General features: G+C 67.6%; 24 protein-coding genes. 10 read left to right on the forward strand and 14 right to left on the reverse strand.

The window, feature by feature from the left end; translation table 11 throughout:
* Window positions 1–26: 26 nt before the first annotated feature.
* On the reverse strand, window positions 27–443 hold the full coding sequence (locus ACIBH2_RS10605) for a CBS domain-containing protein (protein ID WP_397115635.1): 417 nt from the start codon (window positions 441–443) through the stop codon (window positions 27–29).
* Window positions 444–690: 247 nt separating this feature from the next.
* On the opposite strand from ACIBH2_RS10605, the gene ACIBH2_RS10610 reads away from it, so the two are divergent.
* The gene (locus ACIBH2_RS10610) at window positions 691–909 is read left to right on the forward strand and encodes a DUF6480 family protein (RefSeq protein ID WP_397115637.1); all 219 of its coding nucleotides are present in this window, start codon (window positions 691–693) and stop codon (window positions 907–909) included.
* 3 nt (window positions 910–912) lie between these two features.
* Here the strand turns inward: ACIBH2_RS10610 and ACIBH2_RS10615 are convergent, their stop codons facing one another.
* From ACIBH2_RS10615 to ACIBH2_RS10630, 4 genes are all read right to left on the reverse strand, one after another.
* Window positions 913–1,899, reverse strand: a complete 987-nt coding sequence (locus ACIBH2_RS10615) for a lysophospholipid acyltransferase family protein (protein ID WP_397115639.1) — start codon at window positions 1,897–1,899, stop codon at window positions 913–915.
* Window positions 1,900–1,908: 9 nt separating this feature from the next.
* Window positions 1,909–2,784 carry a GNAT family N-acetyltransferase gene (locus tag ACIBH2_RS10620; protein ID WP_397115642.1) on the reverse strand — a complete coding sequence of 292 codons (876 nt, stop codon included), beginning with the start codon at window positions 2,782–2,784 and terminating at the stop codon, window positions 1,909–1,911.
* A 223-nt stretch (window positions 2,785–3,007) separates the two neighbouring features.
* Window positions 3,008–4,042, reverse strand: a complete 1,035-nt coding sequence (locus ACIBH2_RS10625) for an S-adenosylmethionine:tRNA ribosyltransferase-isomerase (protein ID WP_397115644.1) — start codon at window positions 4,040–4,042, stop codon at window positions 3,008–3,010.
* Window positions 4,039–4,728 carry an SDR family NAD(P)-dependent oxidoreductase gene (locus ACIBH2_RS10630; protein WP_397115647.1) on the reverse strand — a complete coding sequence of 230 codons (690 nt, stop codon included), beginning with the start codon at window positions 4,726–4,728 and terminating at the stop codon, window positions 4,039–4,041. Before ACIBH2_RS10630 ends, ACIBH2_RS10625 begins: the two co-directional genes overlap by 4 nt.
* Before the next feature lie 136 nt (window positions 4,729–4,864).
* Between ACIBH2_RS10630 and ACIBH2_RS10635 the strand changes: the two genes are divergently transcribed.
* Both ACIBH2_RS10635 and ACIBH2_RS10640 read left to right on the forward strand, forming a co-directional pair.
* Entirely contained in the window at window positions 4,865–5,743 is an 879-nt protein-coding gene (locus tag ACIBH2_RS10635; protein ID WP_397115649.1) for a hypothetical protein, read from the forward strand.
* 63 nt (window positions 5,744–5,806) lie between these two features.
* Entirely contained in the window at window positions 5,807–6,433 is a 627-nt protein-coding gene (locus tag ACIBH2_RS10640) for a DUF6000 family protein (protein WP_397115651.1), read from the forward strand.
* A gap of 510 nt (window positions 6,434–6,943) precedes the next feature.
* Here ACIBH2_RS10640 and ACIBH2_RS10645 read toward each other — a convergent pair.
* Complete coding sequence (locus tag ACIBH2_RS10645; protein WP_397115653.1) at window positions 6,944–8,239, reverse strand: NAD(P)/FAD-dependent oxidoreductase; 1,296 nt, start codon at window positions 8,237–8,239, stop codon at window positions 6,944–6,946.
* A 112-nt stretch (window positions 8,240–8,351) separates the two neighbouring features.
* On the opposite strand from ACIBH2_RS10645, the gene ACIBH2_RS10650 reads away from it, so the two are divergent.
* Complete coding sequence (locus tag ACIBH2_RS10650; protein WP_397115655.1) at window positions 8,352–9,209, forward strand: LysR family transcriptional regulator; 858 nt, start codon at window positions 8,352–8,354, stop codon at window positions 9,207–9,209.
* Window positions 9,210–9,303: 94 nt separating this feature from the next.
* Here the strand turns inward: ACIBH2_RS10650 and ACIBH2_RS10655 are convergent, their stop codons facing one another.
* On the reverse strand, window positions 9,304–10,242 hold the full coding sequence (locus tag ACIBH2_RS10655) for an aminoglycoside phosphotransferase family protein (RefSeq protein WP_397115658.1): 939 nt from the start codon (window positions 10,240–10,242) through the stop codon (window positions 9,304–9,306).
* Between the two features lie 56 nt (window positions 10,243–10,298).
* Here ACIBH2_RS10655 and ACIBH2_RS10660 point away from each other — a divergent pair, with 56 nt between their 5' ends.
* A complete protein-coding gene (locus tag ACIBH2_RS10660; RefSeq protein ID WP_397115660.1) occupies window positions 10,299–10,721 on the forward strand; it encodes a DUF1707 domain-containing protein in 423 nt (140 codons plus the stop codon).
* Between the two features lie 61 nt (window positions 10,722–10,782).
* Here ACIBH2_RS10660 and ACIBH2_RS10665 read toward each other — a convergent pair whose 3' ends face one another.
* A complete protein-coding gene (locus tag ACIBH2_RS10665; RefSeq protein ID WP_397115662.1) occupies window positions 10,783–11,742 on the reverse strand; it encodes an electron transfer flavoprotein subunit alpha/FixB family protein in 960 nt (319 codons plus the stop codon).
* 38 nt (window positions 11,743–11,780) lie between these two features.
* Window positions 11,781–12,566: an electron transfer flavoprotein subunit beta/FixA family protein gene (locus ACIBH2_RS10670; protein ID WP_397115664.1), complete on the reverse strand. Its 786-nt coding sequence runs from the start codon at window positions 12,564–12,566 to the stop codon at window positions 11,781–11,783.
* Between the two features lie 192 nt (window positions 12,567–12,758).
* Here ACIBH2_RS10670 and ACIBH2_RS10675 point away from each other — a divergent pair, with 192 nt between their 5' ends.
* From ACIBH2_RS10675 to ACIBH2_RS10685, 3 genes are read left to right on the forward strand one after another with little or no spacing between them, the layout of a single operon-like run.
* Entirely contained in the window at window positions 12,759–13,535 is a 777-nt protein-coding gene (locus ACIBH2_RS10675) for a class I SAM-dependent methyltransferase (protein ID WP_397115666.1), read from the forward strand.
* Window positions 13,532–15,058, forward strand: a complete 1,527-nt coding sequence (locus tag ACIBH2_RS10680; protein WP_397115668.1) for a 1,4-alpha-glucan branching protein domain-containing protein — start codon at window positions 13,532–13,534, stop codon at window positions 15,056–15,058. The genes ACIBH2_RS10675 and ACIBH2_RS10680 overlap by 4 nt, the downstream gene beginning before the upstream one ends.
* Window positions 15,058–16,320 (forward strand): glycosyltransferase family 4 protein, encoded by a 1,263-nt coding sequence (locus tag ACIBH2_RS10685; RefSeq protein WP_397115670.1) that lies wholly within the window; start codon window positions 15,058–15,060, stop codon window positions 16,318–16,320. The genes ACIBH2_RS10680 and ACIBH2_RS10685 overlap by 1 nt, the downstream gene beginning before the upstream one ends.
* Before the next feature lie 227 nt (window positions 16,321–16,547).
* On the opposite strand, the gene ACIBH2_RS10690 is transcribed toward ACIBH2_RS10685, so the two are convergent.
* The 3 genes from ACIBH2_RS10690 to ACIBH2_RS10700 all read right to left on the reverse strand — a co-directional run bounded on the left by ACIBH2_RS10690 (window position 16,548) and on the right by ACIBH2_RS10700 (window position 20,148).
* Window positions 16,548–18,716 (reverse strand): hypothetical protein, encoded by a 2,169-nt coding sequence (locus ACIBH2_RS10690; protein WP_397115672.1) that lies wholly within the window; start codon window positions 18,714–18,716, stop codon window positions 16,548–16,550.
* Window positions 18,717–18,833: 117 nt separating this feature from the next.
* Window positions 18,834–19,370, reverse strand: a complete 537-nt coding sequence (locus ACIBH2_RS10695; protein ID WP_397115674.1) for a DUF1697 domain-containing protein — start codon at window positions 19,368–19,370, stop codon at window positions 18,834–18,836.
* Between the two features lie 40 nt (window positions 19,371–19,410).
* Complete coding sequence (locus tag ACIBH2_RS10700) at window positions 19,411–20,148, reverse strand: acyltransferase (protein ID WP_397116961.1); 738 nt, start codon at window positions 20,146–20,148, stop codon at window positions 19,411–19,413.
* Window positions 20,149–20,411: 263 nt separating this feature from the next.
* Here ACIBH2_RS10700 and ACIBH2_RS10705 point away from each other — a divergent pair, with 263 nt between their 5' ends.
* Window positions 20,412–21,710: a PQQ-binding-like beta-propeller repeat protein gene (locus tag ACIBH2_RS10705; protein WP_397115676.1), complete on the forward strand. Its 1,299-nt coding sequence runs from the start codon at window positions 20,412–20,414 to the stop codon at window positions 21,708–21,710.
* Here the strand turns inward: ACIBH2_RS10705 and ACIBH2_RS10710 are convergent.
* Window positions 21,694–22,317, reverse strand: coding sequence for a TetR/AcrR family transcriptional regulator (locus ACIBH2_RS10710; RefSeq protein WP_397115678.1), 624 nt, complete (start codon window positions 22,315–22,317; stop codon window positions 21,694–21,696). The genes ACIBH2_RS10705 and ACIBH2_RS10710 overlap by 17 nt on opposite strands.
* 61 nt (window positions 22,318–22,378) lie before the next feature.
* Between ACIBH2_RS10710 and ACIBH2_RS10715 the strand changes: the two genes are divergently transcribed.
* Entirely contained in the window at window positions 22,379–22,930 is a 552-nt protein-coding gene (locus ACIBH2_RS10715) for an RBBP9/YdeN family alpha/beta hydrolase (RefSeq protein WP_397115680.1), read from the forward strand.
* Window positions 22,931–22,975: 45 nt separating this feature from the next.
* On the opposite strand, the gene ACIBH2_RS10720 is transcribed toward ACIBH2_RS10715, so the two are convergent.
* On the reverse strand, window positions 22,976–23,626 hold the full coding sequence (locus ACIBH2_RS10720) for a TetR/AcrR family transcriptional regulator (RefSeq protein WP_397115682.1): 651 nt from the start codon (window positions 23,624–23,626) through the stop codon (window positions 22,976–22,978).
* Window positions 23,627–23,633 lie beyond the last annotated feature (7 nt).

Below are 23,633 nucleotides of genomic sequence, written 5' to 3' on the forward strand. Positions count from 1 at the left end.
CGACGTCTCCCGGTCCGGAGCCGCCGTCAGTCCCGCGAGATCGCCTCGACGACCGCGCCCGCCTCGGAATTGCGCACCGACCGCGCCAGATCGGCCTGCGCGATGATTCCGACCAGCCGGGTGTCCTCGACCACCGGCAGCCGTCGCACCTGATGTTCGGCCATCAGCCGCTCCACCACCTCGACGTCGTCGTTGGCGTCGACCAGGATCGGGGTGCCCTCGGCGAGGTCGCCCGCGTCGATACCGTTCGGATTCTTGTTCTGGGCAATGACTTTCACCACGATGTCGCGGTCGGTCAACATACCCTTCAGCCGACCGTCCTCGCCGCAGATCGGCAGTGCCCCCACATTCAGCTCCGCGAGTTTGCGCGCCGCGGTCAGCACCGTGTCACTGGACCGGATGCACTCGCAGTCGGCCGTCATGATCTCTCGGGCGGTAGTCATCGAAATCTCCTCCATCGAATGCCGCGATCACGTGAGTCGCACGCGACCTATTGGGCGCGTACCCGGTCACGGAGGCCGAAACCCGGCGGGAGCATTTACCGGCTATTCGGGGGTAACCGCTCGGTATGGAACTTCTCGTATTGCTTGCCATCCCCGTGGCGGTAGCCATCGTGGTGCTGCGGCGCAAGCGCCGTGGAGAGCCCTTGGACCCGCCCGAAACGCCCCATGAATACAAGGAGGGCCGCCAATGACGATGGACCCCGACCCGCGCCGGACCCCCGACCTGGAACCCGGGGGCGGCGTGGCGCCCGGCTCGACACCGCCCGAGACGCCGCAGACCTCCGGTTTGTCGGCGCCCGAGCCACGCACGAGCAACCGGTTCCCGCCTACGGGGATCGCGATCGTCACCGTCGTGGTGGTGTTGGTGGTCGCCTTCCTCGTGGTGGCGGTGGCGCTGCTGTTCTGACCGCTAGGAGGCGCTCTGGGCCGGGATTCTGGCGTCGCTGGGGACCTGTCCCAGAACGGGATCGGTCTGGACGTCGTAGACCGGGTCGGCCTCGCGGAGTTGGCCCGCGCCCGCTTCACGGACATGGATCGGCCAGGCGGCGAACTCCTGGTCGGCGTCGGCGTCGTGCAGGGCCCGCTCGACGCGGCGGGTCAGTTCGTGGCGGTCGGTGCCGGGCATTTCGAGGGGGCGCAGCACCACTTCGGCGACGACCCCGCGTGAGCGCAGGACGCGGCGAATGGAGTCGGTGAGGGTATCGATGCCGACAAAGCCTGGGACCGTGGACAATTCGCCGGAGCGGTCGAGGTAGCGCAGGCGAACCGGCTGCACCGGGGTGTCGGTGTCGATGGCGGCCTGGAAGAACGCCGGGCGCAGGCGGCCGCGGGCGCGACCGCACCAGGTGGTGCCCTCCGGGAAGACGCCGACGCGTTCACCCTTGGCGAGGCGCGCGGCCACCGTGCCCACGACACTCGGGAGTGCGCGCAGGTTTTCGCGTTCCAGGGGGATCACGCGCACCATGCGGGCGACATTGCCGAGCAGGGGCCAATCGACCAGATCGGCGCGGGCGACGAAGGCCATGGGCTCGACGGCGACCAGGACGGCGATATCGGTCCAGCCGACATGGTCGGCGATCACCAGGGCGCCGTGGTCGGCGGGTACTTCTCGCTCGTCCACCACTCGGATTCGAATTCCGCAGCAGGACAGCAGGGTTCGCGCGTAGTTGCGATTCACCGCGGACCGCCAGCGGCGCGGGGTGGCGAGGTAGGCGGCCGGGAAGGTGGAGAGCACGGCCGCGAAGGAGAGAATGCGGGCGGCCACCCGCAGGGTTCCGGCTTCAGCGGGCGCGTCGACGCAGTCCGGCCCGCAGGGGCTCGACGGCATCCAGGCGTGGACGGGGGCGGCGGGCGGGCACGACAGGGGTGCCGACCCCGGGGCTAGGAACGCGGGCATGGAAGCTCCTCACCGGGCATCGAAAGTGGCTGCGGCGCTGCGCAACCGGTCGAGGTAGCGGGTATTGACGGTGGCGAAGCCGAGCAGTGCGACGAAGTCGGCGACACCGAAATCCGGGTCGTGGGCGGGTTCGCCGCAGATCTGCGCGCCCAAGCGCAGGTAGCCGTTGAGCAGCGGCGGGACCTTGGTGCGGGCGGGTGGGGTGAGGTCGTCGAGGGTTTTGCCGTCGACCTCGACCGTGCGGTACGGGTGGACGAAGCGGGATTCCTCGATGGCGTGCCGGGCGAGCAGTAGGTCGCGGACGCCGCGTACGTTCACGCCGGGCTCGTCCTGCGGGGTCAGTCGCATTGGGACCGAGACGCATCCCATCACCCAGTCGTAGCCGGTGATCTCGATGTAGTGCAGGATGCCCGCCCACATGAGGCTGAGCACCGAGCCGTTGCGGTGTTCGGGAACCACGCAGGCGCGGCCCATCTCCACGATCTTCTGACCGTGCGGGTCCAGTCCGGCGAGGTCGAATTCGGTGGCGGTGTAGTAGCCGCCCGCGGCATTCACCTTGTGCGGCGGCAGCATTCGGTAGCAGCCGACGAATTCCTCGGTGCGGTTGTCGCGCACCAGCAGGTGGTCGCAGTGCTCGTCGAAGCGGTCGTGGTCGCGGCCGGTGCCGTCGTCGGCGATGGTGAAGCCGGGCTCACCGGCGAAGACGCGGTAGCGCAGCCGCTGCGCCGCTTCTCGGTGCGCGGCATCGGATTCGACGACCAGGGAGTACCGGGGCGTACCCGGGGAGTGCACGGGTTCCGGGGTGGAACATGACGCGGTGGGGAGCAGGGCGGGATTCGATCCAGCCGAGCGCAGGCTCGAGTTCGACGCTGCCTTGGTGGTCATACCGATGATCAAGCCAGTCTCAGACGGCCTCGGAGCGACCGCGAGGTGGCGGGTCGATGCCAGTCCGGTGAACGCGATCTGGACCGTACCGGGAGTTCATCGGGGCGTCGCCGATGGTTCCCCACCTGGTCTTTTGCTCGCTACCGGGGCGAGATCGCACCCGTGCGGAGCGGATACGACAGCGTAGAACATGTGCTGGGCGGCGTGTGCGGGCACCCCCGGGTCAGGGGCGCAACAGCAGTGCGGTGTCGCCGAATTCGTGCCAGAGGTAGCCGGTGTCCAGGGCCGCTCGGTACGCCTCGCGCACCGTGTGCGCGCCCGCGACGGCTTCGAGCAGGTGCAGGTGGGAGGCTCCGGGTGCGTGCCAGCCGGTAATGAGGCCGTCCACCACGCGGGCCGGGCGGTCCGCGCCGAGCACCAGGTCGGTCCAGCCGGAGTACGGGTGGACGAGATCGTCGGCGCCGAGGGCGGATTCGAGGGCGCGGGTGACGGTGGTGCCCACGGCGATGATTCGTCCGCCCGCCGCGCGGGTGGAATTGACCAGGCGGGCGGTGGGTTCCGGGACGGTGAGCCGCTCCGGGCTCGGTGGTTCCCCGGATTCCGGTGAGGAGACGCCGGTGTGCAGGGTGATCGGCGCGAGCACCACTCCCGCGCTCACCAGTTCGGTCACCAGTGATTCCGTGAACGGCCGTGCGGCGCTGGGCATTTCCGCGCTGCCCGGCTCGCTGGCGAAGACGGTTCGGTAGTAGGACGCCGACCAGTGCTGTGCCACATAGGAATAGGTGATCGGGCGTCCGTACTGCCACAGCAGTCGCCACACGTCGCCGCTGACCTCGGCGGCCCAGAGTCTGCGCGCGCCAGGTAGCCACGGGCGGCGCAAGACAGCAGTGTTTCCGCCTGGCAGTTCCACGCGTGCACCGGCTTCCACGGGTTCACCCGACCACGGCACGCCGCCCGGGTCCCGCAGCTCGACGGTCCAGGTCCCGTCGTCGAGCCAGGTTCCGAAGTGCAGTATGGCCCCGACGCCGTCGTAGACGGCCTCGACCGCGGCGGTGAGCATGGCCGAATTGTTCACGACCACAAGATCTCCGGGGCGCAGGAATCCCGGCAGCTCGTGAAACCTCGCATGGGTCAACACCCCGCCGTCGGCCACCATGAGCCGCACCTCGTCACGCGCCATACCCCGTGTCTCGGGCGGCGCACTGGCCGACAGCTCCGCCGGTAGTACGAACTCGACAGCATCCACCGCGACAGTCATGACCGCACCGCCCATTCGGACGCGATGTACCGTCCGCTCTCCAGCCGCGATTCGATGAGCCGAAGCAGTACCGGCACAACGGTTTCGGGCTCCGGACGATCCGAGATGTCTTCACCCGGAAATGCCGCCTGATGCATCTCGGTGCGCATATCCCCCGGATCGAAGCTGTAGACCCGCAGCTGTGGATTCTCCACCGCGAGCACAGTGGCGATCTGGTCCAACGCCGCCTTCGACGCCCCGTAACCGCCCCAGCCCGCGTAGGCACCCACCGCGGCATCCGAACTGATATTCACCACGACCCCGCTGGCGTCGCGCAGCATCGGCAAGGTGCCCTGCAAAATCGCCAGTGGCGCAATGACATTGGACCTGAACACGTCCTCCAGCTCATCGAGCGGATACCGCTCCAACGAAGGCAACGGGCTCGACCCCAGCGCACTGGCATTGTTCACCACCAGGTCCACCCTCCCCGCCGCCTCCACCGCGGCGAAGACTCGACCCCGATGTTCGACATCCGCGACATCTCCCACCACCGCCTCGCCCCCGGTAACCGCCCGAACCTCCCCGAGCCGCTCACCCCCACGAGCAGTAATGATCAACCGCCATCCACGCTCGGCCAGCGCAAGCGCCAACGCCCGCCCCAGCCCCGCCGACGCCCCCGTAACGAGCGCCACTCTGTTTTCCGACATACCGCCATCGTGAAACCTAAACCAACCTTCAGGTCAACCCCCCAAACGCGAGCGGATGCCCCGACTGAAGCGATGGCTCCCACACCCGGTCAACGTTCCCGAGCTGTCGCCAGCGGAGGCTCACTAGGCTGACAAGGTGGATTTCACAACGGATTTCGCGCGGGGGTCGTGGTTGCTGGCGCGCGCCGGTGGGGACGGGGTCGGCGGGGTCGTCGGTACCGGGTTCGAGGCGTATGCGCGAATCCTGCATCCGATCGAGGCGATTCGACGCGATGTCACGGTCGTCGACGAGTGGGGTGCCCCTGCGGTCGTGGAGGAGGCGCTGTGGCCGTGGCGTGAGGTTGCGGCACGGAACGGCAGGGTGATGCACCCGTTGGTGCAGTGGCGCAATATCACCGACGGGGAAGCGGCAAGGTCGTTCGACGACGGCTGGGAGGTCGGTCAGACCGTCGAAGGGTGGTTCGACCCGAAGCTGTTGGCCGCGCTCACCGTTCACCTGCGCGCGGCCACCGAAACGCCGGAGGAGGTGACGGCTGGAGTGTGGAATGGGTTCGGAGAGCTGGACACATCCTCGACCGCTGTATTCGTCGCGTCCACCGACGACGACCCGCACTTCGTCGAGCGGGAGCGCACCCGAGTCGAAGCCGAGTTGGCTGCCGCCGTCGCACCGGAGGTCGCACGCGCAGCCTCGACGGGCCCCTTCCTGCGGTGGCCAGGCCGCGACTTCCTACTCTTCGACACCACCCTCTCCGAACTCGCCGACCCCGACTGGGTATACACCGCAGGCCTAGGCTGGACCCCCGACTTCCCGGGCGCCACACCGCAACTCCTATGGCCCGCCGACCACACCTGGTCCGTGGCCAGCGAAATAGACTTCGACTCCACGATCGTCGCTGGCCCCCGAACCCTGATCGACGCGGTTCTCTCCGACAACCGCTTCGAGGCCTTCGAGATCCCCGAGAACGCGGACCTGAGCTGGGACGGCGACACGATCAACCCCGCACCGCAGGACTGAGATGTCCGCGGCACCACAGCATTCCGCACAGTGCGGAAACGCCAGCGGAGGCAGAATGCGACAATGAGCATCCGACTCCCCACCACCCCAGAAGAACTGGCTCTGGTTCGCCGTTGGGTCGTCTCCGATTTGGGCGGAAAGACCGGCCGGTACTTGAAACTCAAGGGTGTCGGTCCACTTCGCGACAGACCCGAACGCTCCCGCTTCGAAGCCAGCCTCGCCCAAGATGCACGTCGAATCACCGACGAAGAGCTGTGCGACTTGCTGGGATTGGAGTGGCGGGCACGGCTGACCGCGGTCTGGCTCATTGGCCTCGACCGCCGGACGCAGTTCCGCCACAAGCTCGCGGAACTCTTGGTCAACGACGACGGCATCTACCTGGACTGGGGATACTTCTTCGCATTCGCCCGTTTTGGTGAGCCCACAGACGCCGACATATTGGTCGCCTACATGAAGAACCAGTCGTCGATCGTCACCCGCCGCGCTCACACCAAGCCATTCGCGCTCGACGCGGTACGCGCACTTGACGAACAGCTCGGCACCGACCATTCGGCCGAGTTCCGCAGCCTCGCCATCTACCGAGAGCGCACATCCACCGCGGGCTCCGAGCGGTTTCCCGAGTTCGAGCATCCGATTACGCAGATGTGCGCTTGGGCCGAACGGATCATGGCAGTGTCGCCCGGTTCATGAGGCCCCGGGCCACTGCGCTCCTGAATATTGGGGCTGTGCTGGAGCTGTGGACATCACAGGGTTGGATCTGCCCGCGGCCGCCAGTGCTCCGGCCATCAGGACCAAGCCACCGACGAAGAGGGCAGCGCCGATCAGGACGCGATTGGTGATCAGTTCTCCCGTGCGCTCTCGGACGGGCATGGTGTCCTCGCCAGGGGTGTGACCGTATTGGGTCCAATTGCCCCAGGTGCATTCCTCCGTGCCCGGACGGTCGTCGTTCGCCTGGCAGCTGAAACCCAGAACCAGTGCTGTCCGCGCAGATTCGTCGCGCAAATCCTTTTGCGCCATATAGCCGAAGCACATCATCACAGCTCCGGCGATGGCGATGAGAAGACCGAATACTCCTGCGGTAGTAACGACCACAACCAGATGCCGCTGACTTCGGGGCATCAAGGCGCGGCAGCGTGCGACCGCGCCCGAAATGCACTGTGCCCCCTCCAGCTAGGGCTGGAGGGGGCACAGGTTACTGAGTCACGCCGCGCGTGGCGGCTCCAATCGTTGGGTCGGGGTGGGGTTTTCGTCTACCTCGTAGAAGCCTGGGCGGCCGGTGCCGATGAAGGCGACGAGCCAGGAGAAGACGGCGGCGAAGCGGTTGCGGAAGCCGACCAGGTAGAAGAGGTGGACGGCTAGCCAGGCGAACCAGGCTATGGTGCCGGTGAACTTGAGTTTGTCGTTGACCCTGGTTACGGCGCTGAAGCGGCTGATGACGGCCATGCTGCCCTTGTCCCAGTAGACGAAGGGGGTGCCGGGCTGCTTTTTGCGGCGGATGATGTCGGCGGCGTGGCGGCCCTCCTGCATGGCTACCGGCGACTGGCCGGGGTAGCCGTTGAGGGAGGTCATATCGCCGATGGCGTAGATGTCGGCGTGGCCACCTACGGTGAGGTCGGGGTTGATCAACAGCCTTCCGGCGCGGTCGGTTTCGCAGCCGGTGGCCTCGGCGAGGATCTTGGCGAAAGCGCCCGCTTGCACACCGGCCGACCACACCACGGTCTCCGCGCCGATGCCGCGCTCGACACCGTCCTTGCTCTTGACCGTCACCTTGCCGACCTCGATATCGGTGACGAAGGTGTCGAGCAGAACCTCGACGCCGCTGCGGGCGAGCGACTGCTTCGCGTACTCCGACAGCCCGCCGCCGAACGGCGGCAGCACCTCACTCGCACCCTCGACCAGGGTCACCGAAACATCCTGGTGGTAATGCCGTTTCGCGAGTTCCTCGAGCTGACCCGCGACCTCGACGCCGGTCGCGCCCGCACCCACCACCACGAAGCTCAACAGCCGCTGCCGGGTTTCGGCGTCGGCGTGGCGGGCCTGTTCGAAGACGCTCTCGATTTGCGCGCGCAGCGCCTTGGCGTCGTCGATGGTCTTGAGCGAGAAGGTCTTGTCGGCGAAATCGTCACGGCCGAAATAGGACTGGTTGGCCCCGGTGGCGGCGATCAGCGAGCCGTAGCGAATCCGCTTGCGGCCCTGCGGTGTGTCGTAGGTGAGGACGGCGGCGTCGGCGTCGATGGCGACCACGGTGCCCAGCCGGGCCTCACCGTGCTTGTGGTGACGGATGATGTTCTGAATGGGTGGCGCGATCTCGTCGGATGCCAGCACACCCGTCGCTACCTGGTAGAGCAGCGGCTGGAACAGATGTTCCGGCGTGCTCGAGATGAGAACGTAATCGACCCCCGATTTGTTCAACTGCTTAGCGGCGGCAAGTCCACCGAAGCCCGATCCGACGATGACGACATCAGTGGCTTCGATCCCCGAATCCAAGTACTGCATGACAGCTCCCTTCTGTCATTACTAACCGTGATTCGGAATGCGAATGTTCCAGGGGTCAGGGCGCATAATGTAGATGACTCTTATCTTGGTTGATCATGAATGGAGATCATCAGTGGAGCTGCGACAGCTGGCCTACTTCGTCGCCGTCTGCGAGGAGCTCAGCTTCAGCCGGGCGGCGACGCGATGCTTCATCTCGCAGTCGGCGATCAGTCACCAGATCGCCCGACTGGAGCGTGACCTTGGCGTGACGCTCTTCGAACGGTCGACAAGATCGGTTGTACCCACCGACGCCACCACTCGGCTACTTCCCCTTGCGAAACAAATGCTGAGCCTGGAATCGGCTATTCGCGCAGCTGTACGCGCCTCCGGTCCGCGAATTCGCCTGGCGGCGAACATGTCCTTCGCAACAAGATCACTCTCGGCCATCGCGGGTGCGCGCGCCGCGCATCCGGGGGCCGAGATCGAGTTCGTCATCAAGCCGTTTCGCCAACGCATCCAAGCGGTAGCCGACGGCGATTGTGATCTCGCTCTCATTCGCGGCAGCGTGGATCAGCCCGGGCTCGATGTGGAGAAGCTCTGGGTGGAGGATCTCGTCATCGCCACCTCCACCGGCCACCCGCTCGCGGGACGCCAGGATGTGGCGCTGGCCGAACTCAGTGACTACCCGCTGCTGCTGCCGCCGGAGTCCGAACAGGTGCTGCTGCACAATGTGGTGCGCGCGGCCTTCGCCGATCTGCCGACCGGACCGGTCTACGGTCCGCCAATTCCGCCCGATCACACCGCCACCATGGAGCTCATCAATCGGCCCGACGCGTGGACGGTGCTGTATGCCGACAGTCAGACCGAGGGGATCGCGACACTGCGGTTGGCGAAGGGGCCGCTGCGGATTCCGGTGTCGGCGGTGATTCGGGGGGATATCAGGCGGTCGCCGATTTTGACGACTTTGCTTGCCGCGCTGCACAGCGCGTGATGGTGGGTTGGCCTGAGCGGTCAGAAATCGCGTTCAGGCAGCGGATTTCACTGTCTTGATGGGATTTTCGACCGTTCAGGCCAAACCACACGGGTCACAGCGCCAACGCCCGCGCAACAGACAGATGCAACTCCCTATCCTCGGGCTCGTCGTCCTCGACCGCCCAGACGATCTCCTCCATCGCGCGCATGAACGCCCAGCCGCGCGCCCGCTCCGGGTCGACCTCGAGCCCCGCCGCAATGCGCTTCACCACGGCGGCAGCGTGTTCCGCCGTCGGTGAGCTCTGGACCGAGATCATGATGAGGAACCCGGCATCGAAGGCGGCCTCACCCAGATACGCCTTGGGGTCGATCAGCAGCCACGGCTCACGTTCGGCCGCAACGATATTGCCGAGGTGGGTATCGCGGTTGACGACCAAGAGCGGTCCGTCAGGGGTGGCCAGGCGCTCGCACCAGATATGCGCCGAGTCGAGCAGCCGAGCGGGAATCACCTCGGCCACTTCGGGCTCCGGCTCGCTGAACATCTCCACCCAGTCCGCCACCATCCCCGCAGCCTCGGGCAGTGGCGGAAAGTCGTCGGGGATGCCGAGGGGTTCCCGACGCAAGCGCCTGTACAGCCCACAGGCCAGCTCGACCTTGTCGACGTTCTCCGGCAGCCCTTCGAGACTGGGAAAGCCGGGCTGGACGATGAGCGGCGATCCCGGCCGGGCCCATTCGAGCAGCAGGGCATTGGTTTTCGGGTCGAATTCGTACAACCGCACCGCGCCGTCCCCCGCATAGCAGAACAGCCCGGCCGCCTCCCCGATGTTCTCCTCGTCGACGACCGGGATCTTCAGCACCGCGAACGATCCGTCCGCGCGGCGCACCGGCGCGACCCACGAGTGGGTCCCACCGCCGAAGGCCTCCCCCACCACGTCCAAACCCCAAGCCGCGCAGCGCTCCTCGATCACCTCGGGCAGCTCCGCCAACCACCGTTCGCCCCGCTCGGCGAAGATCTCGCGAATATTCTCGGCCACATCCACAGGCAGCGTCACCACTCCACCCTCTCATTCGGGAAGCGCACCGCCCGCGGCCGACCTACCCTGAATCCGTGAGTGCCGAGAACCTGCGGGCATCAGACGCGGATCGCCAGAAGATCGTCGACCGCCTGCGTCTGGCCATGGACGAGGGACGACTGTCCCTGCACGAATTCGACGAACGCCTGCAACAGGTCTACGCCGCCAAAACCCATGGCGAACTGGTTCCGCTCGTCTCCGACCTGCCCAAACAGAAGAAGGGCAAGGGCTCGGGCACCCTGCCCGCGGAATCCCCCGGCATTCCGGTGTGGATCAAAATCATGTGGACGCCATGGGTTTTCGTGAACATCCTGTGCATCCTCATCTGGCTGGCCACCGGCCTCGGCTACTTCTGGCCGTTCTGGGTGGCCGTGCCCTGGGGGCTGGCCCTGCTCATCCCCACCTTCATCGGCATCACCGTCGACCGCGACAACCGGCGCAAGAACGGCCACGCCTGAAACGACACGACCCCGGCTGTTTCCAGCCGGGGTCGGATCAGTTGCGCTCAGCGCGAGGTGCTCAACCCTTGTGGGTCTTCACGGCCTCGGTCAGCTGCGGGGCGACATTGAACAGGTCGCCCACGATGCCGTAGTCGCTGATCTCGAAGATGGGAGCCTCTTCGTCCTTGTTGACCGCGACGATGGTCTTCGAGGTCTGCATGCCCGCGCGGTGCTGGATGGCACCGGAGATGCCGAGGGCGATGTAGAGCTGCGGGGAGACCGTCTTACCGGTCTGACCGACCTGGAACTGGCCCGGGTAGTAGCCGGAGTCGACGGCGGCGCGGGAAGCGCCGACGGCGGCACCCAGGGCGTCGGCCAGCGGCTCGACGACCTTGCCGAAGTTGTCGGCCGAACCGACGCCGCGGCCACCGGAGACCACGATGGTGGCCTCGGTGAGCTCCGGACGGTCGCCGCCCACGATCGGCTCACGCGAGACGACCTTGACGACGCCCTCTTCCTGGGCGGGCACCTCGACGGCGACCTTCTCGCCCGCACCGGCCTGCGGCGCGGCCTCGATGGCGCCCGGACGGATCGAGATCACCGGCACGTCGCCGGTGGCCTTGGCGTCGACGGTGAACGCGCCACCGAAGATGGAGTGCTGCACCGAGCCGTCGCCGTTCACCGAGATGGCGTCGACGAGCAGGCCGGAGCCGATGCGGGCGGCCAGGCGACCCGACACCTCCTTGCCCTCGGCGGTGGCGGCGACCAGGATCGCGGCCGGGGCGGCGGACTCGGACAGACCGGCGAGAACGTCGACCTTCGGGGTGACCAGGAAGCCCTCGGCGTCGTCGGACTCGGCGACGTAGATCTTCTCGGCACCGGCGGCGGCCAGGGCGTCGCCCAGCTTGTCCGCGGTGCCCGGGGCGGCCACGACGACGGCGGCCGGGGTGCCCAGGGCGCGGGCGGCGGTGATCAGTTCGGTGGTGACCTTCTTGGGCGCACCTTCGGCGTGCTCCACGAGCACGAGTACTTCTGCCATTGTCTTTCTCTCCTGAAGTTCGTTGTGCTCGAGGGGCTTTAGATGATCTTCTGACCGACCAGGTAGGTGGCGATCTGCTGGCCGCCCTCACCCTCGTCGACGATCTTCTCGCCCGCCGTGCGCGGCGGCTTCGGGGTCACGCCGGTCACCTGGGTGCCAGCGTTCGCAACACCGACGGTCTCCGGGTCGACGCCCAGATCGGCCAGCGTGAAGGTCTGAACTTCCTTCTTCTTGGCGGCCATGATGCCCTTGAAGGAGGGGAAGCGCGGCTCGTTGATCTTCTCGTTGACCGAGACGATGGCCGGGAGGGTGGCCTCGAGCTTGAAGACGCCCTCGTCGGTCTCGCGCTCGCCGGTGACGCGGTCGCCGTCGACGGTGAGCTTGCGCAGGTGGGTGAGCTGCGGCAGGCCCAGGTACTCGGCGACGATGGCCGGGACCGCGCCGACGCGGCCGTCGGTGGCCTCGTTGCCCGCGATGACCAGTTCGATGCCCTCGATCTGGCCGAGAGCGGCGGCCAGCACGTAGGCGGTCTGGATCGAGTCGGAGCCCTTGATGGCGTCATCCTTGATGTGGATGGCCTTGTCGGCGCCCATGGACAGGGCCTTGCGGATGGCCTCGGTGGCGCGCTCCGGGCCCATGGCCAGGACGGTGACCTCGCCGCCCTGCGCCTCCTTGATCAGCAGCGCTTCTTCGACGGCGCGCTCGTTGATCTCATCGAGGATGGCGTCGGCGGCTTCGCGATCGAGGGTGTAATCACCATCGGTCAGCTTGCGCTCGGACCAGGTGTCCGGAACCTGCTTGATCAGTACGACGATGTTCGGCATGGGTCTTCGTCGACCTCCTGTTCTGGTGGCACTGGGGTGTGGCGGTCGCACGACTGGCCGTACGTCCCACATGTGTAGCTCGGCCAGGACATTACCCTACGTTAAGTTACTCGCGGGTAACTTAGGGTGTGATGTTCTCCATGGCCCCCTCCGGGCGTCGCTGTGATATGGGTAACCGCTAACGTCGATGCCGTGAGCGATGCCGTTGTATCCCCCGAAAACCACACCGATCCCCTCCCGCTGACCGGTGAGCGGACGGTGCCCGGCATCGCCGAGGAGAACTACTGGTTCCGCCGTCACGAGATCGCCTACGCGCGACTGCTGGACCGCTGCGCGGGCAAGGTCGTGCTGGAGGCGGGCAGCGGAGAAGGCTACGGGGCCAATATGATCGCCGAGGTCGCCGAGCGGGTCATCGGCCTGGACTACGACGATTCCGCCGTGGCGCACGTGCGGGCGCGATACCCCCGGGTGGAGATGATCCAGGGGAATCTCGCGGACCTGTCCTTGGACGACGACTCCGTCGATATCGTCGTGAACTTCCAAGTGATCGAACACCTTTGGGATCAGTCGCAGTTCCTGCGCGAATGCCTGCGGGTGCTGAAGCCGGGCGGGCAGCTGTTGATCAGCACGCCGAACCGGATCACCTTCTCGCCAGGGCGCGATACGCCGCTCAATCCCTTCCATACCCGGGAGCTCAATGCCGCCGAACTCGACGAACTTCTTGTCGAGGCGGGTTTCCAGGTGGAGCTCATGACCGGTGTGCACCACGGCGCGAATCTGGTTGCGCTGGACGCCAAGTGGGGTGGATCGATCATCGACGCGCAGATCGAGCGGGCCCTCGCCGGTGAGCCGTGGCCCGCCGACCTGGCCGCCGACGTGGCCGCGGTGCGCATCGACGACTTCGATCTGAAGCCCGAGGATATCGACGCCAGCCTCGATCTGGTCGCCATCGCGGTGAAGCCGCGGTGAGCGAGAACTCCACTGTTCCAGGCCAGTTCACGCTGGTCCTGCATTCGCACCTGCCGTGGCTGGCCCATCACGGGCGCTGGCCGGTCGGCGAGGAATGGCTGTACCAGTCGTGGGCGGCGTCGTATCTGCCCGTGGCCAAGGTGCTGAGAAACCTTGCGGCCGAGGGGCGTTCGCATCTGCTGAGCCTGGGCATCACGCCGGTGCTGGCGGCGCAGCTGGACGACCCGCACTGTCTGGCGGGGATGCACCATTGGCTGGGCAATTGGAAGCTACGCGCCGACGAGGCGTCCATGGCGGGCAATACCGCGCTGGGCAGCCACGAACATCGGCTCGCCACCGAGGCTTTGGCGGATTTCGAGACGCGGTGGCGGCATGGGGCGTCGCCGGTGTGGCGGGAGCTCATCGACGCCGAGGCCATCGAATTGCTGGGCGGGCCGTTGGCGCATCCGTTCCAGCCCTTGCTGGACCAGCGGTTGCGGAGCTATCAGCTCAGCGAGGGTCTGGCCGATGCGCGGCATCGCTGGGGGCATACGCCCGCCGGGATCTGGGCTCCCGAGTGCGGGTTCACGCCCGGGATGGAACGCGATTACGACGCCGCCGGGATCACGCACTTCATGTGTGACGGTCCGGCGCTGCGCGGCGACACCACGCTCGGGCGGCCGGTGTGGGACTCCGATGTGACGGTGTTCGGACGCGATCTACAGGTCTCCTACCGTGTGTGGTCGCCGAAATCCGGGTATCCGGGCCAGCCCTATTACCGTGATTTCCATCACTACGACCATGCCACCGGGCTCAAGCCCGCACGCGTCACGGGCAAGACCGTCGCCGGGCCGGACAAGGCTCCCTACGATCCCGAACTCGCCGCCGCGGCCATCGAGAAGGATGTCGCCGACTTCGTGCGGACGGTGCGGGAGCGGCTCATCTCCGAGAGCGAGCGCATCGGTCGGCCCGCACTGGTGGTGGCCGCCTTCGATACCGAACTGTTCGGGCACTGGTGGCACGAGGGGCCGCAGTGGCTCGAACAGGTGCTGCGCGCGCTGCCCGAGGCGGGGGTCACCGTGGGCACGCTCGCCGACGCCCGCGCCCGCGGTTACGTGGGCGAACGCGTCGAATTGGCCGATTCGTCCTGGGGGTCGGGCAAGGACTGGCGGGTGTGGGCCGGGGATCAGGTGGCCGATCTGGTCGAGCTCAATGGCGAGATCGTGCGGCTGGCTCTCGACACCCTCGACAAGATGCGCGCGGATCAGGACGGGCTGCGCGATCCGGTCGCCGATCAGCTGCTGCGCGAGGCCATTCTGACCATTTCCAGTGACTGGGCGTTCATGGTGTCGAAGGATTCCGCCGCCGGATACGCCCGCGACCGCGCCCATCAGCACGCGCATGCCGTGCGGGAGATCGCGGCCGCCATTTCCGGCGGGCAACTCGCCAAAGCCCAGCGATTGGCGGCAGGATGGGGTGCGGCCGACGGACTCTTCCCGGCGCTGGACGCGCGCCGACTCGGCCCCGCCTCAGAAGGACCCTAATGAAGATATTGATGGTGTCGTGGGAGTACCCGCCCGTCGTCGTCGGCGGGCTGGGCCGCCACGTCCATCACCTGGCCACGGAATTGGCGGCGGCCGGGCACGAAGTGGTGGTGCTCGCGCGGCGGCCCATGGGCACCGATGCCAGCACCCATCCCACCCATTCGTTCGTCGAGGACGGCGTACTGGTGGTGGCGGTCGCCGAGGACGCGCCGTGCTTCGACTTCGGCGAGGACATGTTGGCGTGGACCCTCGCGATGGGGCATGCCATGGTGCGGGCCGGGACCGCGCTGGAGAAGCCGGGCATCGGTGAGGGGTGGACCCCCGATGTGGTGCACGCCCACGACTGGCTGGTGGCGCATCCGGCCATCGCGTTGGCCGAATTCTATGACGTGCCACTGGTTTCCACGATTCACGCCACCGAGGCCGGGCGGCACAGCGGGTGGGTGTCCGGGCGGGTGAACCGTCAGGTGCACTCGGTCGAGTGGTGGCTGGCGCACGAATCCGATCAGCTCATCACCTGCTCGGCATCGATGCAGGACGAGGTCGAGCGGCTCTACAGCCCCGATCGCACGCCGATCACGGTGATACGCAATGGAATCGACGTCGGGGCGTGGACTTTCCGTGAACGCGCGCCCCGTTCGGGTCCGCCGCGGCTGCTGTATGTGGGACGGCTCGAGTACGAGAAGGGTGTGCAGGACGCCATCGCCGCCCTCCCCCGCATCCGAAAGGCCCATCCCGGAACGACTTTGACGATCGCCGGGGTCGGCACCCAGTTCGACTGGCTCCGCGAACGCGCCCGCGCCCACCGCGTGGCCCGCGCCGTGAACTTCGTCGGCCGCCTCGACCACACCGACCTGCTCGGCTGGCTACACAGCGCCGACGCCATCGTCTTGCCCAGCCGCTACGAACCTTTCGGCATCGTCGCCCTGGAAGCCGCCGCCGCGGGCACCCCCCTGGTCACCTCCACGGCCGGTGGCCTCGGCGAACTGGTCACCGACGGCGTCACCGGCGCCTCCTTCGAACCGGCCGACGTCAACGGCCTGGTCGACGCGGTGACCTCGGTCCTCGACAACCAGCCCGCCGCCCAAGACCGCGCCTGGGCCGCCCGCGAACGCCTCACCGCCGACTTCGCCTGGGACGTAGTAGCCGCCGAAACCTCCCTCGTCTACCAACAGGCCAAACGCCGCGTCCGCACCCCCCTGGCCCGCCCGGTCATCCCGGAACGCCCACTGCCGGAACGGGATCCGAACCAGCCGGTGTGATCAGACCCGGCTGGTCCGCCGCCGCGCCGAATAGTCCACGAAGGTGTCGCTCCAACGACCGCCCGTAGCGGCTACTGGAGGATGCCCGCTGTTCGGGCGGCGGTGAGCCAGGTGGGGAATTCGCTGAGTACCGGTGTCACCACCGTGCGCACAGCGGCTATGTCGGCGGGCACGCTGTCCAGCGAGAAGGACAGGGCCGCAGGGCTTTCCGACGCGTTGGCGGCCTCCTATGCGCCCGCGAGTTCCCAGTCGGTCGAGTCGTCGCGGTCGGTGGTGGGGGTTGGGTTCGTTATGAGCCAGCGGCGGAAGGATTCGTCGGTGAATTGGTAGGTGGTGCCGGTGGTGCGGAGGAGTCCGGCGTGGTGGGACCAGTGCAGGAAGGCTGTGGGGTGGGGGGTGAAGTGGGTGGCGGGGAGGAGTAGGAGGCGGGCGCAGAGGTGGCGGAGGTGGCGGACTATGTGGGTGCCGCCGCCGGTGGCGACGGCGGCGACGGTCGCGGTGAAGAAGGCGAAGTGGAGGGACGAGCGGTCTGTGATCATTGTGACGAGGCCGTATGCCGTGGCGAGAACTACTGTGGCGGTGAGGATTACGGGGGAGCCGGTGCGGCTCCAGTGGAAGAGCCAGCGGTGTTCGCCGTCGGGTTCGAGGAAGCGGGATTCCAGGGCGGGGCCGAGGAAGGCGAGCAGCGCGGCGAGGAGGGCGGCGATGGGCCAGACGCCTGCTGCTCCGGCGAGGCCGTGGCCGACCAGGAGGATCACCCTGTCGTGCAGCCAGGTGGGGGAATCGGCTCCGGCTATGGCGCCCGCCTGGGCTACGGCGACCGCCAGGCCGACCACGAAACCCGTTGCGGCCAAACGGGTCGCGCGTTCCACGAGGCGGGAGGTGCTGCCGGACCAGCCGCGGGCGGCGACGGCCGCGGCGGCGACGGTGGCCACGGCCAAGCCGATGGCGAGAGTGCGGGCGGATTCCATGGGGCGGTAATCCCACCAGGCGAGGTCGACCAGCAAGGCCACCAGCAGGCCGAAGAAGAGGGCGGTCGCGCCGAGGCGGGCGGTCATGCTCGCCACCGGGGACCAGTGCTGGCGGGTCCAGGTCGGCGCGGCGCTGACGATGCCGCACAGCAGGGCCAGGGGCACCAGGATCGGGTCCAGATGGAAAGCCGGTGCGGGGCAAGACCATCCGAACACGCCGAACAGACCGTCCCCGGAGGACGTGCGCACACAGGCGTAGTGCGTGTTCAGGATGCCGTAGGAGTAGCCGAGCAGCAGGAAGCCGAACACCGCCGCCAGCGCCGCGTGCAGAATGCGGGTGCGCTTGGAGATGAGCTCCCAGATGTCGTCGCGGTCGAACACGGTGTCGATGCGCCCGAAACGCGGTCGCGCACCGAGGTATACGGCGAGATTGTGCAACCACCGGTGCACCTGCGGCTCGGTATACCGAGCGCCGCCGCGCGGCGTGCTGTCGATCGCCGCCGCGAGCACCGCGGAGTACAGCAGCGACGACACCTCGGCCTCGCTGCTGGCGTACGCGAGGCGCACGATATCGTCGGGCCGCCCGCGCCGCAGATAGTTCACCGCGAGCGTGAAATGCAGTGGGGTGCGCAAGGATCGGGCCAGCGGACCGTCCGGCGATTCGACCAGCCGCCACACCACCGGCTTCCAGGTGTCGCTGTCGTAGGACGGATCACCGCGCATCTCGTTGAGCCGCTCCAGCACCGTCTGGGTGCCGATCGGCTGGAGTTCGATCACCGTCGCGGTGCTCAGCGCGCCGCCGTCGGTGCGCAGGCGCTGATAGGCGTCGGCGTCACAGCCGATGACCAGCGCGCGCTCGCGCCACTCCTCGCTCTCGAGCTGTTCCACCGCCCGCCGCAGCCGCAGCGGCTCGCGCCCCGGCAGGTCCACCGCATCGAGGCGTTCCAGCACGGGCAGGATCGCCCCGGACTCCACGAGCCGCCGCACCACGCCGACCCTCATCCCGTAGTCGCGGGCGATCCGGTCGGCCAGCCATCCGGTCAGGCTGCGGGTCAACGGGTTCCAGGTCGACGCGTCCACCCGCACCGGCACCGGCCCGCGCTCGGCCACCGGCTGCCGCTCGCGTTCGGCGAGCAGCTCGAGCAACAGCCCGAGCAGGGTGACGGCCTTGCCCGCGCCGGGCTCCCCCAACACCACCATCCGCCCGCCGGTGCGCCGCGGATAGTACTCGGCGATTTTCCGGACCGTCCGAGTCTTGGGATCCTCGTATTCGGCTTCGGGCGCCCAACTTTCGAAACGAATTCGGTCATATTCGACACTTCGGTCGAATTCGGCGCGCGACATCCACAGCCGGGTCAGATTCTCCCGTTCACGCCGCTGAACCGCTCGGGCCAGGCTATCGACCCACTGAACCCACAAGGACAAACCCCCTTGGTTCGGACAATCACCCCGACTCTCACCTGACTGCTGCGCGACAGCATGCCATAGATTTCACTGCGGCCGAACCAGGGTTGCGTTGTAAAACAATCCTTTTCGAGTTGGTCAGGATTCCAATTTCTTGAGCACGCGCTGCACGGTCAGGAATGTCCGGGTGGTGATGTCCTTGCCGTACTTCTTGTCCAACCACGTCATGAAGTCGGGGGTGGGCTGGCTGTTGTCCACCACCCAGAGCACGGCGCGCACCCCCTCGTCGTAGCCGATCACGCGCACGGTCGGATCGATCTCGGCGAGCCCGTCCTCGGGCGGCGCGTCGTGCTTGAGGAAGGTGACCGTCAGATAGGTCTCGCGGCAGTGCTCGAGCCCCTCGAAGGGGTCGGCGTCGACCAGTGCCTTCAGCTCGCCGTAGCCACGAATCAGCGTGCCGCCGCCGATGCCCAACTCGCGATTCAATGCCTCCTGAATCCGCGATTCCAGTGCGGGAACATCGGTCTCGGGACTGCGGAACACGATATTGCCGCTGGACAGCACCGACCCGACACCCTCGAATCCAAGCCCCTCGAAGACGCCGCGCAGCCGATCGTTCTTCATATTCGGATTGCTGGGCATGATCCCGCGCAGGAAGGCGGCATAGCGATTCATGCCGCCGACCGTACCGGGCCGCGCCGACAACACCGGGTAATCAGGAGGCGGCGACGCCGTTCTTCTTGCGCTCGATATCCGCCAGCGCGGCAAGGTGTTCGGCGCGCGCCTCGGCGGCCGCGTCCCAGGCCGCCTTGCGGTTCTTGACCGCCTTGGCGGGCGCGCCCACCGCGATGCTGAAGTCCGGGAAATCGCCCTTCACCACGGCATGCGCGCCGAGCACACAGCCCCGGCCCACGCGGGTGCCGCGCAGCACGGTGACCTTGGCCGCGATCCAGGTGTCGGGGCCGATGCGCACCGGGCTCTTCACAATGCCCTGATCCTTGATCGGCATGGTGACATCGTCCATGCGATGGTCGAAGTCGCAGATATAGCACCAGTCGGCGACCAGGGTGGATTCACCGATCTCGATATCGAGGTAGGTGTTCACCACATTGTCCTTGCCGAATACCACCTTGTCGCCGATGCGCAGCGAACCCTCGTGGCAGCGCAGGGCATTGCCGTCGCCGATATGCACCCACTTGCCGATCTCCATTCGCCCCATCTCGGGCGTGGCGTGGATTTCGACATTGCGACCCAGGAACACCATGCCGCGCAACACGATGTGCGGATTGGCGAGCTTGAACTTCCACAGCCGGTAGTACCGCACCAGGTACCAGGGGGTGTACGCGCGATTGGCGAGCACCCATTTGAGCGATGCCATGGTCAGAAATCGCGCCTGCTCCGGATCCCGACGCCGCGACCCGCGCCACCGCGAGCGCAACGGTGCGCCCCACATGCTCGTCACGAACTGCTCCTGATGCTCGAGTGCGCCGCCTTGGAGTCGGCCCGGCGCGGACTGCTGGATCGTTTAGACGAGGGTATCGGTCCACCTCGCGGGGCGCGAAAGTAGGCTGTGCTCCGGCTGCATCAGCCCCGACTAAGAAACCGAAGACTCGGTACTGGCAGAAGGGACACCAGCAGGTGCGAAGCGGCAGGCGGACCGGACGTGTCAGGCAGCGCATGCGATCCGGCGACCGTACCCCGGACCGGTCTGGTCTCATGCCATCCACGCCACTCGCGCGCACGGTGGTGCTGGGCGTCGCTGGCCTGCTGGCGCTGACCGGCTGCGGCACCGATGTCGACGACATCACCCCCGGCCCCGGCACGGGCTGGCCGGTGGCCTTCCACGATGCCCGCAACAGCGGCACCAGCCCGGTCACGGGTTCGCGTGCGCTGGCGCTGAATTGGGCCCGGCCCATCGGCGGACCCATCGCCGCGCCGGTCACCATCGGCCCGGACGGGCAGCTGTTCGTCACCACCCGCACCGATTCCGGCTGTGCGATCTTCTCCTTCCAGATGCGCACCGGCCGCAAACGCTTCTGCAACAACATGGGCCCCAGCGCCGTTCACGCCGCCACGGCGGTGGACAGCGCCACCAATGTCTACGCGGGCGACGACGGGGGCATGTACTCCTACAACGCGCTCGGGCAGCCGCGCTGGCGCACTCCGGTTGCCGGGGTGCCGATCTCGGCGCAGTTCACCGGTGACGGCAATGTGCTGTCGGTGACCCAGCTCGGACAGGTGGATGTGCTCAGCCGCCAGACCGGCGACCGCATGGCCGCCACCTTCCAGCTGCTCGGCGAGCCCGATCCGCTGCGGAACGCCAACCTGAGTCGGCCGCCGGACGGCCAGGGCCTCGACGACTGCGCGGTCGGCGGCCCGCAGTGCTCGGTCGCCAATGTCTCGGCGGTGGACTCCGACAGCGGGCGCTTCTACGCCACGGTGTGGCGGCCCGGCGAGGGCACCGCCGAACTGGTCGCACTGCGCTACGGCGACAAGGAGATTCGCGAGGAGTGGCGCGCGGCCATGCTGACCGGCGGCAGCGCCACCAGCCCGAGCCTGTCCCCCGACGGCTCCACCGTCTACGTCGGCGACAACGCCAATCGCCTGCTGGCCGTGGACACCTCCGACGGCCACACCAAATGGGTGCTGGATCTCGGATTCTCGGCGCGCGGCGCGGTCTCGGTCGCGGACGGGCTGCTCATCCCCGCCGGGGACGACGGCCATCTGATGGCGGTCCGCGACAATGGCGATACCGCCGAGATCGCGTGGGAGCGCAAGGATCTCGCGCTACGCGGCCGCCCGGTGCAAGCCGCGGGCGGCACCGGATACACGGTCTCCCCGCTCGGCGACACCCTCACGCTGGTCACCTTCGACACCGCGACCGGCAAGACCGTCGACTCCGATGAGCTGCCGGGCGCGGAAGGCACCACGGAGAGCACCTCCATCGGCGCGGAGGGCGAGGTCGTGGTGGCCTCCAAGATCGGCGAACTGTTCGTCTTCAAGCCGGAGGAGTAGGCGACTCTCCGGAGGATCGCGGGTCGCAGGTCCGGAATCCGTCGAGCAGGCGGCGCACATGTGCGGCCGCCTGCGTCGGGTCGATGGGCGCGTGATCGGTGAGCAGCCGATACCAGAACGGGCCGAAGACCAGGTCCACGGCATGGTCGAGATCGAGGGCCGGATCGAGTTCGCCGCGCTCGACGCCGCGGCGCAGGATTGTGGCCATCGCGGTGCGGCGGGTGTCGATCCAGCCTTGGAACGCGGCGCGGAAATCCTCGTCGAGTTGCGCGTCGGCCATCATGCCGCGCAGCGAGCGCACCCGCAGCGGATGCTCGACCACGCGGTACAGGCGGGTCACGAATTCCGTGAGGTCCCTGGCGACATCGCCGGTATCGGGGTCGGGCATGCGCTCGGCGACGACGCGGGCATACGCCTCCATCACCAGTTCCGGCCGCGACCGCCACCAGCGATAGATGGTGCTCTTGGCGACTCCCGAACGGGCGGCGATCTTCTCGATGGTGAGGTCGCGGTAGCCCTGCTCCTCCAACAGGTCGGCGGCGGCCGTGAGCACCGCGTCGTGTGCCTCGGTGCTGCGAGTGCGGCCACCTCTGCGCGCTGTTGACATGCCGACGACCGTAGCCTACTTTTCAATCGAAACGCAACGTATCGAATCGTTTGGAGTAGCTATGAGCACGGTCGTCGTCTCGCACGAGTACGGCAGCAGCCCCGACCAGGCGTGGTACGACCACCTCGTCGCGGCACTGCGCGACCATGAGGTACGGGTGCCGCAGATGCCCGATCCCGAAGCGCCGCAACCGGAGCCGTGGCTGCGCACGGTCGCGGAGCAGATCGGCGATCCGGCCGATACCGTGCTGGTCGGCCACAGCCTCGGCGGGGTGAATCTGCTGCGGCTGCTGCAACGCCACGAAGGAGAGCCCTTCGCCGGTGTCGTCCTGGTGGCGTCCATGGCCCACGAGGTCGGCTACGACGATTTGACCCCCTTCTTCGAGGGCGGATTCGACTGGGAGCGAATCCGACAGGCCGCCAAGGGTTTCCGAGTTCTGGTCGCCCTCGACGACGGGGTGCTCACACCGGACCCGCTCGAGCATGTGCGCCTGTTCGCCACGCACCTCGGAGCCAAATCCGTGGTCACCGCGGACGGAATCCATTTCAGCCGCTATCAGAACCGGCGCGAGCTGCACGAGGCCGTCGCGTTGGTCGAGGAACTGTTGCCTTGATCGGGGCGCGACGGGCGAGCCGATAGCGGCCGCGCCGACGAGCGCTCAGCTCGTGGGGAACAGACCCGCCACCAGCGCGCGCAGTCCGCACTCATAGGTGTCCAGGGCGGCGAGGCCCGGATAGCGCTCGCCCAGGGCGGCGAGGCGGGGCAGCTCTTCGGCATCGAGGTCCGCGAACACCTTCTCGCGGAACGTGGTTCGCCCGTCGGCGGGGCGGCGGGCGGTGGCACGGATGATCAGCTCACCGGCGGTGTAGTACCAGATGGAGCGGTAGGCGTACACGGCGTCGGCCTCGGTGCCGCCGCAGGCCATGGCGGCGTCGACGATCGTCTCGGCGTACCAGAGCGCGGAGCGGGCCAGGAACTCGTCGCCGGTGAGGACCTCCACGATCCACGGCACCCGCGCGAGCGTGTCGTGCATGGCGACGGCGGTGACCACCATGCGTTCGCGCGGATCGTCGGGCAGGTCGGGGCGGAGCATGGTGGCGGCGACGTCGTCGAGCAGCAGGAGCAACAGCTCCTCCCGGTCGCGGACATGGCGATAGAGCGCCATCGGGGTCGCGCCCAATTCGGTCGCCAGGCGGCGCATGGTGAGCGCTTCGACGCCATGGGCGGCGACGAGCTCGCGCGCAGCGGCCACGATCTGGTCGCGCGACAGACGGGGCGGACGGCCGGTACGGGTGCTCACCCGGCCCATCTTCGCA

Origin of the sequence: Nocardia sp. NPDC050406 (assembly GCF_044459025.1) — a bacterium.
Taxonomy (GTDB): Bacteria; Actinomycetota; Actinomycetes; order Mycobacteriales; family Mycobacteriaceae; genus Nocardia.